The organism is Stenotrophomonas sp. FW305-3-2-15-E-LB1 (assembly GCF_058787375.1).
Map to the genome: position 1 here is coordinate 64,187 of NZ_JBYSZR010000003.1, position 16,801 is coordinate 80,987.

General features: G+C 68.0%; 14 protein-coding genes. 12 read left to right on the top strand and 2 right to left on the bottom strand.

Annotated features, from left to right (window positions below; translation table 11 throughout):
* The first annotated feature begins 286 nt into the window (after nucleotides 1-286).
* From AC3WL7_RS03540 to AC3WL7_RS03590, 11 genes are all read left to right on the top strand, one after another.
* The gene (locus AC3WL7_RS03540; protein ID WP_492749350.1) at nucleotides 287-2,959 is read left to right on the top strand and encodes a TonB-dependent receptor; all 2,673 of its coding nucleotides are present in this window, start codon (nucleotides 287-289) and stop codon (nucleotides 2,957-2,959) included.
* A 2-nt stretch (nucleotides 2,960-2,961) separates the two neighbouring features.
* The gene (locus AC3WL7_RS03545; protein WP_492749352.1) at nucleotides 2,962-3,708 is read left to right on the top strand and encodes an SDR family NAD(P)-dependent oxidoreductase; all 747 of its coding nucleotides are present in this window, start codon (nucleotides 2,962-2,964) and stop codon (nucleotides 3,706-3,708) included.
* Entirely contained in the window at nucleotides 3,705-4,637 is a 933-nt protein-coding gene (locus AC3WL7_RS03550; RefSeq protein WP_492749353.1) for a 2-dehydro-3-deoxygalactonokinase, read from the top strand. The genes AC3WL7_RS03545 and AC3WL7_RS03550 overlap by 4 nt, the downstream gene beginning before the upstream one ends.
* Nucleotides 4,634-6,085 carry a 2-dehydro-3-deoxy-6-phosphogalactonate aldolase gene (locus AC3WL7_RS03555; protein WP_492749355.1) on the top strand — a complete coding sequence of 484 codons (1,452 nt, stop codon included), beginning with the start codon at nucleotides 4,634-4,636 and terminating at the stop codon, nucleotides 6,083-6,085. Before AC3WL7_RS03550 ends, AC3WL7_RS03555 begins: the two co-directional genes overlap by 4 nt.
* Before the next feature lie 214 nt (nucleotides 6,086-6,299).
* Nucleotides 6,300-6,536 carry a 50S ribosomal protein L28 gene (gene rpmB / locus AC3WL7_RS03560; protein ID WP_005411638.1) on the top strand — a complete coding sequence of 79 codons (237 nt, stop codon included), beginning with the start codon at nucleotides 6,300-6,302 and terminating at the stop codon, nucleotides 6,534-6,536.
* 10 nt (nucleotides 6,537-6,546) lie between these two features.
* On the top strand, nucleotides 6,547-6,714 hold the full coding sequence (gene rpmG / locus AC3WL7_RS03565; RefSeq protein WP_170272460.1) for a 50S ribosomal protein L33: 168 nt from the start codon (nucleotides 6,547-6,549) through the stop codon (nucleotides 6,712-6,714).
* A 200-nt stretch (nucleotides 6,715-6,914) separates the two neighbouring features.
* On the top strand, nucleotides 6,915-8,333 hold the full coding sequence (gene cls, locus AC3WL7_RS03570) for a cardiolipin synthase (RefSeq protein WP_492749357.1): 1,419 nt from the start codon (nucleotides 6,915-6,917) through the stop codon (nucleotides 8,331-8,333).
* Nucleotides 8,334-8,378: 45 nt separating this feature from the next.
* A complete protein-coding gene (locus AC3WL7_RS03575; RefSeq protein ID WP_492749359.1) occupies nucleotides 8,379-9,800 on the top strand; it encodes an FAD/NAD(P)-binding protein in 1,422 nt (473 codons plus the stop codon).
* A 9-nt stretch (nucleotides 9,801-9,809) separates the two neighbouring features.
* Complete coding sequence (gene uvrD / locus AC3WL7_RS03580; protein ID WP_492749360.1) at nucleotides 9,810-12,002, top strand: DNA helicase II; 2,193 nt, start codon at nucleotides 9,810-9,812, stop codon at nucleotides 12,000-12,002.
* 86 nt (nucleotides 12,003-12,088) lie between these two features.
* Nucleotides 12,089-12,415, top strand: coding sequence for a low molecular weight protein tyrosine phosphatase family protein (locus AC3WL7_RS03585; protein WP_108757537.1), 327 nt, complete (start codon nucleotides 12,089-12,091; stop codon nucleotides 12,413-12,415).
* 111 nt (nucleotides 12,416-12,526) lie between these two features.
* On the top strand, nucleotides 12,527-13,081 hold the full coding sequence (locus AC3WL7_RS03590) for a hypothetical protein (protein ID WP_079224267.1): 555 nt from the start codon (nucleotides 12,527-12,529) through the stop codon (nucleotides 13,079-13,081).
* Nucleotides 13,082-13,203: 122 nt separating this feature from the next.
* Here the strand turns inward: AC3WL7_RS03590 and AC3WL7_RS03595 are convergent, their stop codons facing one another.
* Both AC3WL7_RS03595 and rtcR read right to left on the bottom strand, forming a co-directional pair.
* Nucleotides 13,204-13,350, bottom strand: coding sequence for a hypothetical protein (locus tag AC3WL7_RS03595; RefSeq protein WP_174208708.1), 147 nt, complete (start codon nucleotides 13,348-13,350; stop codon nucleotides 13,204-13,206).
* Nucleotides 13,351-13,425: 75 nt separating this feature from the next.
* Nucleotides 13,426-15,021, bottom strand: coding sequence for an RNA repair transcriptional activator RtcR (gene rtcR / locus AC3WL7_RS03600; RefSeq protein WP_492749364.1), 1,596 nt, complete (start codon nucleotides 15,019-15,021; stop codon nucleotides 13,426-13,428).
* A 187-nt stretch (nucleotides 15,022-15,208) separates the two neighbouring features.
* Here rtcR and AC3WL7_RS03605 point away from each other — a divergent pair, with 187 nt between their 5' ends.
* The gene (locus tag AC3WL7_RS03605) at nucleotides 15,209-16,765 is read left to right on the top strand and encodes an RNA-binding protein (RefSeq protein ID WP_492749366.1); all 1,557 of its coding nucleotides are present in this window, start codon (nucleotides 15,209-15,211) and stop codon (nucleotides 16,763-16,765) included.
* Nucleotides 16,766-16,801: the final 36 nt, after the last annotated feature.

Here is a 16,801-nt window from a genome sequence, read left to right on the forward strand (position 1 = left end):
TCCTTGTGGAAAGGGTGTGCCATGTGTAGCAACACCATGAAGGGGAGGTTCCCGCTGGGGCCGCGAAGGAACCGTCATTCTTCGCTGCATTGCAGCGTGCGCGGCCAAAACATATTGCTATATTAGCTACACCACTGCCAAGTCGCAGTGCAGCAGCAACGACCGGAAAAGCGCTGGATCCAGGTGGCAGTTCGGCAAGCGGGGTGGGGTGGGGCAGCGGACGGAGGGTCCGCGCCGGCCCCGGTCGGTGCCGCCTGGGTCCCAACCTTGGGAGAGGGCCCGATCCATGCATCGTTTTCCACGTTCGACCTTGTTCACCGCTCTGGGGACCTGCCTGCTGATGCCCATGCTGGCATCGGCGCAGGACACGGCCCCGGCCACCACCACAGGCGACGGCCAGCAGCAGGCGCAGACCCTGGATGCCGTCAGCGTCGTTGGCATCCGCGGCAGTCTGGAAGCCTCGCGTGACCTGAAACGCGACTCGGCGCAGATCGTCGATGCGATCGTCGCCGACGACATCGGCAAGCTGCCCGACACCAACGTCGCCGAGTCGCTGGGCCGCGTGGCCGGCGTGCAGCTCGAGCGCGGCATGGGCGAGGGCAGTGACATCCTGGTGCGCGGCCTGAAGGAAAATGTCCTGCTCTACAACGGGCGGCAGATCGTCGATGCCACCGGCCGCGGCGGCAACGGCCTGGACCAGCTGGCCACCTCCACCTACGGCCTGCTTTCGCTGGTGCCGTCGGAGCTGATCTCGCGGCTGGAGGTGACCAAGCTGGCCGGTGCCGACCAGCTCAGCGGTGGCCTCGGTGGCATCGTCGACATCCATACCCGACAGCCGTTGTCCGGTGATGCCGAGCAGAACGTGGTGAGCGTGGCCGGCACCTATGACGAGATGGCCGATTCCTGGGGCCACAATGCCTTCGGCCTGGTGTCGCGGCGCAGCGATGACCGCCGCTTCGGCGCGCTGGTCTCGGCCACCTACGGCCGCCGCAACGTGGTGCAGCAGGGCCTGGATACGTTCTCCGGCTATGCCCGCTACACCGACCCGGCGAGCCCGGGTACCACCCGCTTCGGCAGCACCGACATGCGCGCGCAGAACATCGACGACGACCGCACCAAGGTGGGCGTCAGCACCGTGCTGCAGTGGCGCCCGAGCGATGGCGTGGAACTGACCTGGGACACGTTCTATTCGCGGCAGAAGGCCGAGCGTGACCGCTACTGGATTGCCTTCAACCCATCCGCAGGCCTGAGCAACGCGGTCTACTCCGACCACGACATCCTGCTGGCTGGCCGCTCCACCGGTACCGTGCTGCTCAACTCCGAAGCGGCCGACATCAATTCGGACACGATCTCCAGCGCGCTGCGCGCCAGCTTCCGCGTCGGCGAACGGCTGGATGGTTCGGTGGAACTGGATTGGGGCCGTTCCACTGCCAAGTACGACCAGCGCTACATGCGCCTGGCGCCGATGGCCGGTCTGACCTCGGTGACCGACTTCGACCTGCGCAGCGGCAATTTCGGCAGTTTCAACGTCAGCGGCGTGGACGTGACCGATCCAGCGCAGTGGCGCATGACCATCATGTTCGACAACTACTGGCGGGCCAGGACCGACTCGCGCGCGCTGCGCAGCGACTGGAGCCTGGCCTTCGATGACGGCCCGCTGCGCTCGCTGGATTTCGGCGCCCGCTTCAGCCGCCTGGAGAGCCTGCAGGATCCGCTGCGTGCGGACATCCGCCCGGCCGGTGGCATCCCGGTCACGCAGATGGCGCCGTACATCCGCGTCTACAGCAACAACGATTTCCTGCCCGGTGAATTCAACGGCCTGCCGCGCGACTACCTCGGCGCGTTCCGCAGCACCTTCGGTGGCTGTGAAAGCTTCACCACCGTGCCGCAGATCTCGCAGAACGCGCAGTGCCTGGACCCGCGCAACAACGCACTGGCCTACGCGGCAACCTTCCGCCTGGACGAGGATTTCCTCGAGGCCTACGCCAAGCTCAACTGGGATACCGACGTGGCCGGCATGGCGCTGGGCGGCAATGTCGGCGTGCGCTTCGTCGGTCGTGACATGACCTCGCGCGGCAACCTGATCAGCGGCAACGGCACGCTCACCCCGTCCACCTTCGACCGTGACGACCGCGAAGTCCTGCCCTCGGCGGTGGCCAAGCTGCAGATCACCGACAGCCTGGTGCTGCGTGGTGGCGCGGCCAAGGTTGTAGCGTTCCCCAACACCGAAGACCTCAACAACGGCGTGACGCTCAACAACAACGCCGTGTTCGATGGCAACGGCGTGCAGACGTCGCCGGGCACCGGCACCGGCGGTGCACCAGACCTGGATCCGTTCAAGGCCACCCAGTACGACCTGTCGCTGGAGTGGTACTACGGCGGCCAAGGCCTGCTCTCAGCCGGCCTGTTCTACAAGGATGTGTCGACCTTCATCGTGCAGCGGCAGAGCGCGGAAACCTACAACAACATCAACTACCTGGTGCTGCGCAAGATCAATGGCGACAAGGCCAAGGTGAAGGGCGTCGAGCTGCTGGCGCAGGTGCCGTTCAGCGGCATGCTCGATGGCTTCGGTGTGGTCGCCACCTACACGTGGATCGACTCGGAAACCCCGATCACCGACGTCAACGGCAATGCGATGACCTTCCCGGGGCTGTCGAAGAACAATGCCAACCTGATCGGTTATTACGAGAACGGCCCGTTCGGCATCCGCGTGGCCTACAACTGGCGCGATGAGTACCTGGTCGGCCTGTCCAGCGCGGCTACCGGCATCTTCAACGACACCTACAAGGATCTGTCGGCGTCGATGAGCTACGATTTCAGCGACCGCCTGTCGCTGAAGGTGGAAGCCAACAACCTGCTGGACAGCGAGCAGCGCACCTTCGACGGCTACGACGAGGGCCTGCGCACCAACGTGGTGTTCGGTCGCTCGTACAAGGCCAGCCTTACCTACCGGTTCTGAGCATGGGCAACGACGCAATGCAGGGTGAGTGGCAGGGCAGGCATGTCTGGGTAAGCGGGGCGGCCAGTGGCATCGGCGCGGCGGTACTGGCGCAGCTGCAGGCGCAGAGCGCCAACGTGCTGGCATTGGATCGCGAGCCGGTGCCAGCAGCGACCACGCAGGTACGGGCCGACCTGGCCGACGCCGACGCGGTCGATGCCGCGCTGGCGCCACATCTGGGCCAGCCGCTGGATGCGCTGATCCACTGCGCGGGCTGGTGCCCGCCGGCTGATACCTGGGCTGACGACGACGCGCTCTGGCAGCAGGTGCATGCGGTGAACGTACTGGGTGCGCGCCGGCTGATGCGCCATGCGTTGGCTGGCCTGCGTGCGAATGGGGGCGGCAGCATCGTGCTGCTGTCCTCCATCAACGCGCGCTACGCCACCCCTGGGCTGGCAGCCTACGCGGCGTCCAAGGCGGCGCTGGAATCGCTGGCACGTACCGCAGCGCTGGAACTGGCCGAAGCGAACATCCGGGTCAACGCGATCGCGCCGGCATCGGTGGATACGCCGATGCTGCAGGGCTCGTTCGCACGCAGCGATGATCCCGCCGCGGCCCTTGCACGCAACGTGCAGCGGCATCCGCTGCAGCGCCTGGGCAGCGCAGCCGATGCGGCAGAACTCGCGCTGTTCCTCGCCTCACCGCGCAGCGGCTGGATGACCGGCGCGGTCGTGCCGCTGGATGGTGGCGCCGGAGTGACGCGCCGATGAGCATGCACGACAACGACGCACTGATCATCGGCATCAACTGGGGCAGCAGCAACTTCCGTGCCTTCCTCATCGCCGCCGATGGGCGGGTGCTGGACAGCGTGGAACAGCCACGCGGCATCGCCGGGCTGGACCGCGCGCAGATGCAGGCCCTGCTGGAACAGACCGTGACCGCCTGGCCCGGCGCGGCGGCGGTGTATGCCTGTGGCATGGTCGGCTCGAACATCGGCTGGAGCGATGCCGGCTACGCTGATTGCCCGGCCACGCCGCAGCGGCTGGCCGCGCAGCTGCACCACACCCGCATCGGCCAGGTGCCGGTGGCCATCGTGCCCGGGCTGGCTTGCCAGCGTGTGCAGGACGACGCGCCGGACATCATGCGTGGCGAGGAAACCGAGCTGCTCGGCCTGCTGGCCGGTGGCGCACTGCCGCTGCATGGGCTGGTGGCGCTGCCTGGCACGCACAGCAAGTGGGTGCAGCTGCAGGGCGGGGCGGTGGTGTCCTTCCTCACCGCGATGTCGGGTGAAATCTTCGACCGCCTTACCGCTACCGGGCTGCTGGCGTCGGTAGTGGATGGCCCTGCCGTGGAAGGCGCGGCCTTCTTCGATGGCCTGCAGCACGGCCATGCGGGCGGGCTGGGACTGGGCAGTCTGCTGTTTGGCGCGCGCGCGCGGGTGATCCGTGGCCAGCTGCCGCGTGCAGACGGTGCCTCGTGGCTGCGCGGTGTGCTGATCGGCGCCGAGCTGGCCGACGTGCGCCGGCTGTGGCCCACTGCGCTGCAGGTGCCGTTGCCGATGGTCGGTGCTGCGCCGGTGTGCGCGCTGTACGCCGCCGCCGTGCATGCCCTGGGTGGCAGTGCACGCACGCTGCTGTCCCACGATGCCGTGACCCGCGGCTTCCTCGCCCTGCACCGGGCCGCACAGGTAACGCCATGAACACCGCACACGCCGCCGCCTTCGATGCGGCCATCGAACACACACCGCTGGTAGCCATCCTGCGCGGGCTGACCGGTGCCGAGGCGCTGACTGTCGGCCAGGCCCTGGTGGATGCCGGCGTGCGCTTGGCCGAAGTCCCGCTCAATTCGCCGGACCCGCTGGCCACCATCGCCCTGTTGGCCGCGCATTTCGGCGACCGCCTGTGGGTGGGTGCGGGCACCGTGCTGGAGGTGGCCCAGGTCGAAGCCCTGGCCGCCACCGGCTGCCGCTTCTGCGTATCGCCCAACACCAACCCGGAGGTGATCGCCGCAGCACGCGCGCACGGCATGGAGCCGATGCCCGGCTTCAGCACCGCCACCGAGGCGTTTGCCGCGCTGGCCGCAGGCGCGCGCTACCTGAAGGCGTTTCCGGCGCACGATTCCGCACCACGGCTTGCGGCACTGTCGGCGGTGTTGCCGGCGCAGGCGCGGCTGGTAGCCGTGGGCGGGTTCACCACCGATGCGCTGCCTGCGCTGTGGCAGGCAGGCGTGCGTGCGGTGGGCATCGGTACCGACCTGTATCGCCCCGGTCGCGCCGCGGACGAGGTGGGTCGACGCGCGCGGCACTGGTTGCAGGCGCTGCGGGCGGTACCCGCCAGCGGCGTGCGCCTGGTCTGCGATGCCGGAACGCTGGTGGGGGAGTCGCCTGTCGTGCTGGACGATGGCCGCGTGGCCTGGGTCGAGCCGACCGCACCGGCCCTGCTGCATTGGGATGGCCAGGCCTGCTCGCGCACGCCACTGTCCGAGCCGGTCTGGTCGCTGGCAGTGACGCCGCAGGGCCTGGTCGGCAACGGTGAAACGCACTTCGTGCGGATTGCCGATGACGGTGGCCTGCAGCCCGGGCCGACCATCGATGTGGGCGCCGGTTGCCGCCTGAATGACATGACCGTGGATGCGCGCGGTGGCCTGTGGGCCGGGTCGATGCACCGCGGCCTGCTGGGCGGCCGTGGCGCACTGTTCCATGCAGCAGCGGTGGATGCGCCGGTGCGGCGTGTGGCCGAAGGCCTGGGGGTGGCCAACGGCATGGTGTTCAGCCCGGAGGGCGATACCCTGTACGTGATCGATACCCTGGCCCGCACCCTGCTGGCCTACCCGGCCGATGTGGCCGCAGGCACCCTGGGCGAACCCAGGGTGGTCACCGATTTCCTTGGCGAACCAGGCAAGCCCGACGGGCTGGCGTTGTCGCCGCAGGGCAGCTTGTGGGTGGCGATGTGGGGCGGGGCCTGCGTGCTGGAGCTGGCGGCCAACGGCGCGGTACAGCGGCGGCTGGCGGTACCGGCGCCGCACGTGGGTGCACTGTGTTTCGCCCCGGATGGGCGCCTGTTCATCACCACGGCACGGGCGCGGCTGGGCCCCGACGCATTGCAGCGGGCGCCCGGCTCGGGCGGCTTGTTCATCGCCACGCCCTGACCCGCGCCTGTGGGTAACTTGCGCAAGTGCTTGAACCCGTGCATAATGCGCGGCTCGCTGTGTCCGGTTTTCTACCGGGCGGCGCCCCCGGGAGCACGTCCCCGGCCGCCCAACGCCAGCGTAACCCTTTGATTCTCTTGACGTGTGGTGGGCAACCACCGAGGCCGCCGTCTCCCGGGCTACGGGCTGACACAACTTACTATCGAGGTGCGCAATGTCCCGCGTATGCCAGGTTTCCGGCAAGCGAGTGCAGACGGGTAACAACGTCTCGCACGCCAACAACAAGACCCGTCGTCGTTTCCTGCCGAATCTGCACGAGCGCCGCTTCTGGGTTGCCAGCGAGAACCGCTGGGTGAAGCTTCGTGTTTCCGCGCATGCACTGCGCACCATCGACAAGAACGGTATCGATTCCGTTCTGGCTGAGCTGCGTGCGCGCGGCGAAAAGGTCTGAGGAGTAGACGATCATGGCAGGCAAGCGCGATAAGGTCCGTATGATTTCGACCGCTGGTACCGGTCACTTCTACACGACCGACAAGAACAAGAAGAACACCCCGGGGAAGATGGAATTCTCCAAGTACGATCCGGTCGTGCGCAAGCACGTCCCGTACAAGGAAGGCAAGATCAAGTAATCCGCAAGGATTGCTGGTCGCTTCCGAAAGAACCCGCCCTCGTGGCGGGTTTTTTTGTGCCCGGTAGTCCTGTGGCGGGTGCCGGTAGGTGCCGACCGTTGGTCGGCACGCTCTCCCAACCCGGTGGGTGCCAACCGTTGGTTGGCACGTCGCCGGAAGGCTGGGCAGAATGGCCCCCACACCTCCCGACGGGCGACGCGATGCTGTTCGAGTGGCTGCTGGGTTCGTACCTGCTGTTGATCGACTGGCTGATCCGGCTGGTCGCGCTGTGCTGGATCCCCACCCGCACCACGCCAGGGGCCGCGCGCAGCTGGCTGCTGCTGGTCGGCTTCGTGCCGCTGCTGGGTCTGCCGCTGTACCTGCTGTTCGGCCACCCATGGCTGTCGCGCGAGCGCATCCGCCGGCAGGCCGAGGCGTCGCAGGTCATCCGCGAGGAACAGGCGCTGCAGCGCCGCCTGCGCTGGACGCCGAAGGCCGACACCGCCTGCGCCGAGATCGTGCCGCTGGTGCAGCGCCAGGGCGATTTCATGCCGGTGCACGGCAACGCGGTCGATCTGCTCACCGACTACGACGAATCGCTGCACACCCTCATCGCCGACATCGACCAGGCCGAGGACCGCGTCCATCTGCTGTATTACCTGATGTTCGACGACGCCGTGGGCGAGGCCATCGTCGAAGCGCTGCAGCGCGCCGCCGCGCGTGGCGTGCAGTGCCGCGTGCTGCTGGATGCGGTGGGTGCCAAGCGTGGCCTGCGTGCCTATCGCAAGCGCCTGCAGGCGCGTGACATCGAAGTGCGGGCGATGCTGCCCGGTGGCCTGCGCTGGCGCCGCAGCGGGCGCATGGACCTGCGCAACCACCGCAAGATCGCGGTCATCGACAACGAAGTGGCCTACATCGGCTCGCAGAACCTGGCCGGCCCCCGCTTCGTGCCCGGCCACCCCAACCGCGAACTGGTCGCGCGCGTGCGCGGCCCGGCGGTGGCCCACCTGGAGGCGGTGTTTGCCAGCGACTGGTACATGGAAACCGGGCAGCGCCTGGATGTCATCGCCGATGTGCCGGTGTGTGGCGATGACATCGCCACGCAGCTGCTGCCGAGCGGCCCGGCCTACCCGTACAGCAACGCGCGCGATGCGGTGGCGGCGCTGATCCACCTGGCGCGGCGGCGGCTGGTGATGGTCACCCCGTATTTCGTGCCCGACGAAGCGACGCTGAGCGCACTGCGCATCGCCGCGCTGTCCGGCGTGCAGGTGCAGCTGATCCTGTCGGCCAGCAACAACCAGCGGCTGACCTCGTGGGCGCAGGAGGCGTACTACGACGAGCTGTTGCGCAGTGGCGTGCAGATCGCCCTGTACGAGCCACAGTTCCTGCACGCCAAGCACATGAGCGTGGACGAGGACATCGCCGTGCTCGGCTCGATCAACATGGATATCCGCTCCTTTGCGCTGAATGCCGAGATCGGCCTGATCTGCTACGACCGCGCGCTGGTGCAGCAGCTGTGCGCCATCGAGGACGACTACCTGCGCCAGTCGCGCCTGCTGGACCTGGAGCAGTGGCGCAGGCGCCCGGCCTGGCGCCGCAGCCGCGAAGGCATCGCGCGGCTGGCCGATGCGTTGATGTGACGCCGCTGTAACCGCCCGCTCCGGCAACCCGGTGCGTCACCCGCCATGGCCTACAATCGGCGCATGACTGATTCACCGCGAAATGGCGAACTGGACCTGGCGATCATCGGCGGTGGCGCGGCCGGTGTGCTGGTAGCGATCCAGGTGTTGCGACAGGCCCACGCGCCGCTGGCACTGGCTCTCTTCGAACCCGCTTCGCAGCTGGCCCAGGGCATTGCCTACGCCACGCCGTGGCCGGAGCACCTGCTGAACGTGCCGGCGGCGAAAATGAGTGCGTTCCCCGACCAGCCCGGCGACTTCCTTGATTACCTGCAGGCCGTGGATGCCTACCCGGGCGAGGCGCGCGAGCTGCTGGGCGAACGCTACGCAAGCCGCCACCATTTCGCCGCCTACCTGCAGCAGCGCCTGCAGGACGCGGCCGACGCCAGCCCTGCGCAGCTGCAGGTGATGGGGCAGCCGGTGCTGGGCCTGCAGCCGGACGACCACGGTTACCACCTGCAGCTGGGCGATGGCAGCACGCTGCACGCGGCACAGGCGGTCATCGCCACCGGCAACAGCATGCGCCCGCTGCCGGTGGCCGGCGCCGATGCGCTGCCCGCCGACGACGTGGTCGAGGCCTGGGACTATGACGGTGTGCGCACCCTGGCCGGCGCCCATGCGCTGGCCATCGTAGGTTCCGGCCTGAGCATGGCCGACACCGTGCTGGCGCTGGTGGCCGCCGGCCATACCGGTCCGCTGCACGTGATCTCGCGCCACGGCCTGCTGCCGCTGCCGCATGCGCATGGCGTGCTGCCTGATTTCGATCCGGGCGCGCTGCTGCCGATGACCCTGCGCCAGCGCGTGCACGCCCTGCGCGGCTTCGCCCGGCAGGCGCAGGCCGATGGCCAGCCGTGGCAGGGCGTGATGGATCGCATCCGCCCGCATGGCCAGGCACTGTGGTGCAGCCTGGACGAGGCCGACCAGCGGCGCTTCCTGCGCCATGTGGTGCGATATTGGGATGTGCACCGCCACCGCATTGCCGAGGACGTTGATGCGCAGCTGCAGGCACTGCAGGCCAGTGGCCAGCTGCGCCTGCACCGTGCCCGCCTGCAGCGCGTCTGGCGCGAGGGCGACGTGCTGCGCTTGTCCGGTCGCGATTCCGCAGGTGCCGAGCAACAGTGGACGATCGCCGCGATGGTCAATGCCACCGGCGTGGAAACCCGGGCGCGTGCGCTGCGCAACCCGCTGCTGCAGCAGTTGCTGGCCGATGGCCTGGCCTGCCCCGGGCCGCATGGGCTGGGCCTGGACAGCAGCGTGCCGGGCGACCGCCTGTGCAGCGCCCGTGGTGCGGCGCAGGCGCGGCTGGGCGTGCTCGGCAGCCTGCGCATCGGCAACCTGTGGGAAAGCCTGGCCGTGCCTGAACTGCGGCAGCAGGCGCAGGCGCTGGCTGCCCAGGTGGTCGCAGGAGCCGCGACGGCGATGCCGTAAAATGGGGGCATGGATGTCTCCCACCTGCTCGATGGCCTGAACCCGGCCCAGCGCGAAGCCGTCTCCGCTCCCCCCGGCCACCACCTGGTGCTGGCCGGCGCCGGTTCCGGCAAGACCCGCGTACTCACCCACCGCATCGCCTGGCTGCATGAAGTCGAAGGCGTGCCGACCCACGGCATTTTTGCGGTGACCTTCACCAACAAGGCCGCTGGCGAGATGCGCCACCGCATCGACGCGCAGCTGCCCAATGGCAGCCGCGGCATGTGGATCGGCACCTTCCACGGCCTGGCCAACCGCCTGCTGCGCCTGCACTGGCAGGACGCCAAGCTGCCCGAAGGCTTCCAGGTCATGGATTCGGACGACCAGCTGCGGCTGGTCAAGCGCGTGGTGCAGGCGCTGGAAATCGACGACAGCAAGCATCCGCCCAAGCAGATCGCCTGGTGGATCAACGAACAGAAGGATGAAGGCCGCCGCCCGCAACACATCCAGCCCGAGCCGCATGATGCGTGGCTGGAAACCATGCGCCAGGCCTACATCGAATACCAGGCGCGCTGCGACCGCGCCGGCCTGGTCGACTTCGCCGAGCTGCTGCTGCGCGCGCATGAACTGCTGCGCGACAACCCGGCACTGCTGGCGCACTACCGTGCACGCTTCCGCGAAATCCTGGTGGACGAGTTCCAGGATACCAACGCCATCCAGTACGCCTTCGTGCGTGTGCTGGCTGGGCACGAGGGCCATGTGTTCGTGGTCGGCGACGATGACCAGGCCATCTACGGCTGGCGCGGCGCCAAGGTCGAGAACGTGCAGGGCTTCCTGCGTGACTTCCCCGGTGCACAGACCATCCGCCTGGAACAGAACTACCGTTCCACCGCCAACATCCTCGGCGCGGCCAACGCAGTCATCGCGCACAACCCGGACCGCATCGGCAAGGAACTGTGGACCGACAGCGGCGACGGCGAGCCGATCGACCTGTATGCGGCCTACAACGAGATGGACGAGGCGCGCTACATCGTCGAGCGCGCGCGCCAGTGGGTGCGCGATGGGGGCAGCTACACCGAAGTGGCCGTGCTCTACCGCAGCAACGCGCAGTCGCGCGCGCTGGAAGAGGCGCTGCTGAGCGAACAGGTGCCGTACCGCGTGTATGGCGGCATGCGCTTCTTCGAGCGTGCTGAGATCAAGGATGCGCTGGCCTACCTGCGCCTGATGTCCAACCGCAACGACGATGCCGCCTTCGAGCGCGCGGTGAACACGCCCACCCGTGGCATCGGCGAGCGCACCCTGGACGAGGTGCGCCGCGAAGCGCGCGCACAGGGCATCTCGCTGTGGGAGGCCACCATGCTGGTCACCCAGGGCACGGCGCTGGCCGCGCGTGCACGCAATGCGCTGGCCGGCTTCCTGGTGCTGGTGAACGAACTGCAGGCGCAGACCCTGCACATGACCCTCGCCGAGCGTGTGGACCATGTGCTGTCGCGCTCGCAGCTGCGCGAGCACTGGAGCAAGGAAAGCCGCAATTCGCTGGATTCGGAATCGCGTACCGACAACCTCGACGAACTGGTCTCGGTGGCCTCGCGCTTCCTGCGCCGCGCCGACGACATCGAGGAAGTGGGCGAGGACATGGACGAGCTGGTTGCGTTCCTGGCCTATGCCGCGCTGGAGGCCGGTGAAGGCCAGGCGCAGGCGGGCGAGGAGGGCGTGCAGCTGATGACCCTGCACTCGGCCAAGGGCCTGGAATTCCCGCTGGTGTTCCTGGCCGGCATGGAAGACGGCCTGTTCCCGAGCGCACGTTCGCTGGAAGAAAGCGGGCGGCTAGAAGAAGAGCGCCGATTGGCCTACGTGGGCATCACCCGCGCCCGGCAGAAGCTGGTGCTGTGCTACGCCGAATCGCGTCGCATCCATGGCCAGGACAACTACAGCCTGCCGTCGCGCTTCCTGCGCGAGATCCCGCGCGAACTGTTGCACGAAGTGCGCCCGAAGGTGCAGGTCTCGCGGCCGGCCTCGCTGGGCAGCAGCCGGGTGATGGGCCACGCCTCGATCGAGGCCCCGCCGCTGAAGCTGGGCGCGCTGGTCACCCATCCCAAGTTCGGCGAAGGTATGGTGACCGACTACGAAGGCAGCGGCGCCCACGCCCGCGTGCAGGTCGAGTTCGCCGATGCCGGCAGCAAGTGGCTGGTGATGGCCTACGCCAACCTGACGGTGATCTGATCTCCTGTAGAGCCGAGCCAACGCTCGGCTGCTTGCGCCGGGAAAATCAGCCGAGCATGGGCTCGGCTCTACAAGGACGAGTGGTCATGACCCGCAACGTGCTCTTTCTCTGCAGCCAGAACCGCCTGCGCAGCCCGACAGCCGAGCAGGTCTTCGCCGATTGGCCGGGGATTGAAACCGCCTCGGCCGGGCTGCTGGCCGACGCCGAGGAAGTGCTCAGCCCGGAGCTGCTGCAGTGGGCGGACCTGGTGTTCGTGATGGAGAAGGCGCACCGCAACCGCCTGTCCAGCCGCTACAAGGCATGGCTGAACGGCAAGCGGGTGATCTGCCTGGATATTCCTGATGACTACGACTACATGGACCCGGTGCTGGTCGAGCTGCTGAAGCGCAAGGTGCCGCCGTTCCTGCGCTGATCACATCGAACCCCCGTAGAGTCGAGCTTGCTCGACTGCCTTGTGCCGCGCTGGAAGCAGTCGAGCAAGCTCGACTCTACAATAGGGTCCACATCTTCCAGGAACGCCCCCATGACCGAACCGACCCTGCATGTCACCGTGAAGTTGAATGCGAAGCTGCAGCCGGAGCATCGCCACGAGCTGTTCGAGGATCCGCTCGATGCGCTGCTGCAGGCGGCGAACCTGGGCGAGCTGACCGGGGGTGGCACCGCAATCTCCGACCTGGGCGAAGTCGAGTACGGCGATATCGAAGTGGCACTGGTCGATGCGGACGGCGTGCCGAAGCTGATCGACCTACTGGAGCAGCTGGGCGCACCGAAGGGTTCGCAGGTGCAGCGTGTGGGCGAGGATGATCGCGCCTTCGGCGTCACCGAGGGCTTGGGCATCTATCTGGATGGCCTGAACCTGCCGGACGAAGTCTACGAACAGTGCGACTCCAACCACGTGTTCGAGCAGCTGTCCGACAACATCGATGGACTGGGTGAGATCTGCAGCTGGTGGCAGGGGCCGACCGAGACCGCGCTGTACATGTACGGCGAATCATTCGAGAAGATGCGTGATGCGATCGCGGAGTTCGTGGCCAGCTACCCGCTGTGCCAGAACGCGCGCATCGTGCAGATCGCCTGAGCAGGCGTATCTTCGGCATCGTGCCAACCTGCTTGGCGCGATGCCGTCGCATGTTCCTGTAGGTGCCAACCTTGGTTGGCACGATGCAGCCGGTCACAGAGAGCAGTCGAGCAAGCTCGACGCTACCGGCTTGCGGCCTGCTCTGCGTTCTCGCGCAGGGCCAGCTGCTTGCCCACCTGGTAGCCGCCATAGAACATCACCAATGCGGCGGCGACGGCCAGCACGATGGCCCGTGGGGTGACCTTTGATGGCGGCTTGCGGTCCTGCATGCGCGTGCTCCCCAATGGCGGCGGCGTGCCGCGCGGCCATCATGCGCCGCGGCTGGCGGCCGGGCAAGCGCGGCGCTACGGCCCCGCCGGGGGCCGCACCTGCTCCCAGTCCAGGCCGAATTTCGCCAGGTACTTGCGCAGGCGGTCGGCATCGTTGGTGCTGGCGCGCTGGGTGCGCGACACCGCAAACAGCTCGCGGCCGGCCGCTGACAGCGACTTCGCGTGCGCGCAGACCCGCACCACCTCTTCCAGCTGCACGCGGTCGAAGCGGTCCAGCTCGTCCACGGCCGGGCCCAGCAGCGCCTCCAGCGCTGACGGCGCCTGGCCGCCGCGCCATTGCTGGCGCAGGCGCGCGATCTCATCATCGACGCCTTCGATCTGGATGCGCCCGGCGTTGGCCAGCGTCGCCAGCCGCATGATCGATGCCCCCAGATCGCGGAAATTGCCGCGCCAGGCCGCCTCGGCGCTGGTGGCGAATGCCAGGTAGCGCGTGCGTGCCTCCACGTTGAAGCGCACCTGCGCGTGCTGCTGCTGCGACCAGCGCTGCAGCTCGAACTCGATGTTGGGCTCGATGTCCTCCCTGCGCTGGGCCAGGCCGGGCAGGTGGTAGGTCCACAGGTTCAGGCGCGCCAGCAGGTCTTCGCGGAAGCTGCCCTCCAGCACCGATTGCTGCAGATCGCGGTTGGTGCCGGCAATCAGCTGGAACTCGCTTTCCACCTCGCGGTCGCTGCCCACGGGCAGGAAGCGCTTCTCTTCCAGCGCACGCAGCAGCATGGCCTGTTCGTCCAGGCCCAGCTCGCCGATCTCATCCAGGAACAGCAGGCCCTGGTGGGCAGAGCGCAGCAGGCCGGCGCGGTCGGACGAGGCGCCGGTGTACGCGCCCTTGGTATGTCCGAACAGCGTGCTCATTGCGCCGTCGCCGCGCAGGGTGGCGCAGTTCACTTCGACAAAGCGGCCGGGCAGCTGGTGCTTGAGCTTCTTCAGCTCGAACACGCGCTTGGCCAGCTGGCTCTTGCCGGCACCGGTAGGGCCCATCAGCAGCATCGGCGCGCGCGAGCGCGTGGCCACGGTTTCAATCTGCGCGATCATCGCGTTGAAGGCCGCATTGCGCGTGGCGATGCCACTCTTCAGCAGGTCGCGGTCCTGCAGTTGCTGCTGGGCGAATCGCTGCGCGATGTGGTCGTAGCGCGACAGGTCCAGGTCGATGACGGCGTAGCTGCCGGCCGCGCCGTCCTGCTTGCGCGGCGGCGAGGTCTGCAGCAGGCGGCCGGGGAAATGCCGGCTCTCGGTGAGCAGGAACCAGCAGATCTGCGCCACGTGCGTGCCGGTGGTGATGTGGACGTAGTAGTCCTCCTCCTCCGGCTGGAACGGATAGCTGGCCAGGAAGTCGTGCAGGGTCGCGTAGACCCCTTCGAACTCCCAGGGATCTGCCAGGTAGGTGTCGTGCCGCCGCACCTCCAGCCCGGGCGCCATCTGCTGCAGGTCCTCGCAGACCACGCGGGCCAGCTTGGCGTAGCGGCGCTCGTCCAGCAGCAGCTCGATGCGGTCGGGCAGGAAGTCCTCATGCATGCCCAGCGACACCGTGGGACGCCATTTCTGCCAACGGCCTGGACCCTCGCCCGCGTCGAGCTGGGTGCCGAGCATGCCGAAGACTACCTGCCGACGGGACATATCCATTCCTATAAAAGACGCGCGATGAGTATATACATTAAGCGCGGTCAATGGACGAGTGTTGCGCCAGAAATCAGGCAAATTTCATACAAAACAACGAGTTGATGCGTCATGGAAAAAGTTGGCACGGCCATTGCTCAATCCATCCCAAGACACGAAGCGGGCCGTTCCCGCCGAGGACACCACGATGGCCAACCTGACGCTCTTCTCCACCCCGCGTGCCCCGGCACTGCCGCCGGCCACCACCGTCAATGAAGCCGGTGGCCTGGCCTACCGCCGCGACCCGCGCGCTGCCCTGGCCCTGTATGCGGCCACCGGCTGCCTCAACAACACCTTCTACAGCGCTGCCGACGCACAGCTGCAGCAGGTGCTGGCGCTGACCGCGCAGGTCGAGCCGCGCTTCATTGCCCGCACGGCGGTCTACGCCCGCCAGGTGGCGCACATGAAGGACATGCCGGTGCTGCTGGCGGCGGTGCTCAGCGTGCGTGACCCGGGGGCCTTCGCCCAGGTGTTCCCGCGGGTGGTCGACAACGGCCGCCAGCTGCGCACCTTCGTGCAGATCATGCGCAGCGGCCAGGTCGGCCGCCGGTCGCTGGGGTCGCTGCCGAAGCGCCTGGTGCGCGAGTGGATCCAGCAGGCATCGGCGGAAACCCTGGTGCGTGCGGCCATCGGCCAGCAGCCGTCGCTGGCCGACCTGATCCGCATGGTGCACCCGAAGCCGGCCGATGCCGAGCGCAAGGCGCTGTATGCGTGGATCGTCGGTCGCCCGTACGAAGAGGCGCAGCTGCCGGCGCTGGTGCAGGCCTACGAGGCGTTCAAGCGTGACCCGCGTGGACTGCCGCCGGACCTGCCGTTCCAGTACTTCAGCACGCTGCCGCTGGATGCGGCGCAGTGGTCGGCGCTGGCGCGCAGTGCGTCGTGGCAGTCGATGCGGATGAACCTCAACACGTTCGCCCGCAACGGCGTGTTCGATGACCCGGCGATGGTGTCGGTGATCGCAGCGCGGCTGCGTGATCCGGCCCAGGTGCGCCGCGCCCGGGTGATGCCGTACCAGCTGCTGATGGCCTACCAGGCCAGCGCCCGCCTGCCGCAGCAGATTCCGGAAGCGTTGCAGGACGCGATGGAAACGGCCACGGCGCAGGTGCCGGTGCTGCCGGGCCGGGTGGTGGTGGCGGTGGACGTGTCCGGTTCCATGCAGTGGCCGGTGACCGGCTACCGCAAGGGCGCCAGCTCGGCGGTGCGCTGCGTGGACGTGGCGGCGCTGATCGCGGCCTGCGTGCTGCGCGGCCAGCCGCTGGCCACCGTGCTGCCGTTCGATACCGAGGTGCGCCCGGTGCGGTTGAACCCGCGCGACAGCGTGATGACGTTGGCGGCGCAGTTGGCGATCAACGGCGGTGGTACCTCGGTCAGCGCACCGCTGGAACACCTCAACCATCGTCGCGAGCAGGTCGACCTGGTGGTGCTGGTGTCGGACAACGAGAGCTGGCGTGACACCCGCAGGGGCGGCGCGACGGCCACGATGCAGGCCTGGGATGCACTGAAGCAGCGTTGCCCGCAGGCACGGCTGGTCTGCATCGACCTGCAGCCGGTGGCCAGCAGCCAGACCGTGCAGCGCGAGGACGTGCTGCACATCGGCGGCTTCAGCGATGCGGTGTTCGACCTGCTGGCGCAGTTCGCGCAGTTCGCGCAGGCGCCGGGCGATGGCAGCGGCTGGGTCGAGCGCATCGAGGACATGCCGCTGTAAACACGATGTTGGACGGCGGCAAGGATGTCGCCAGGG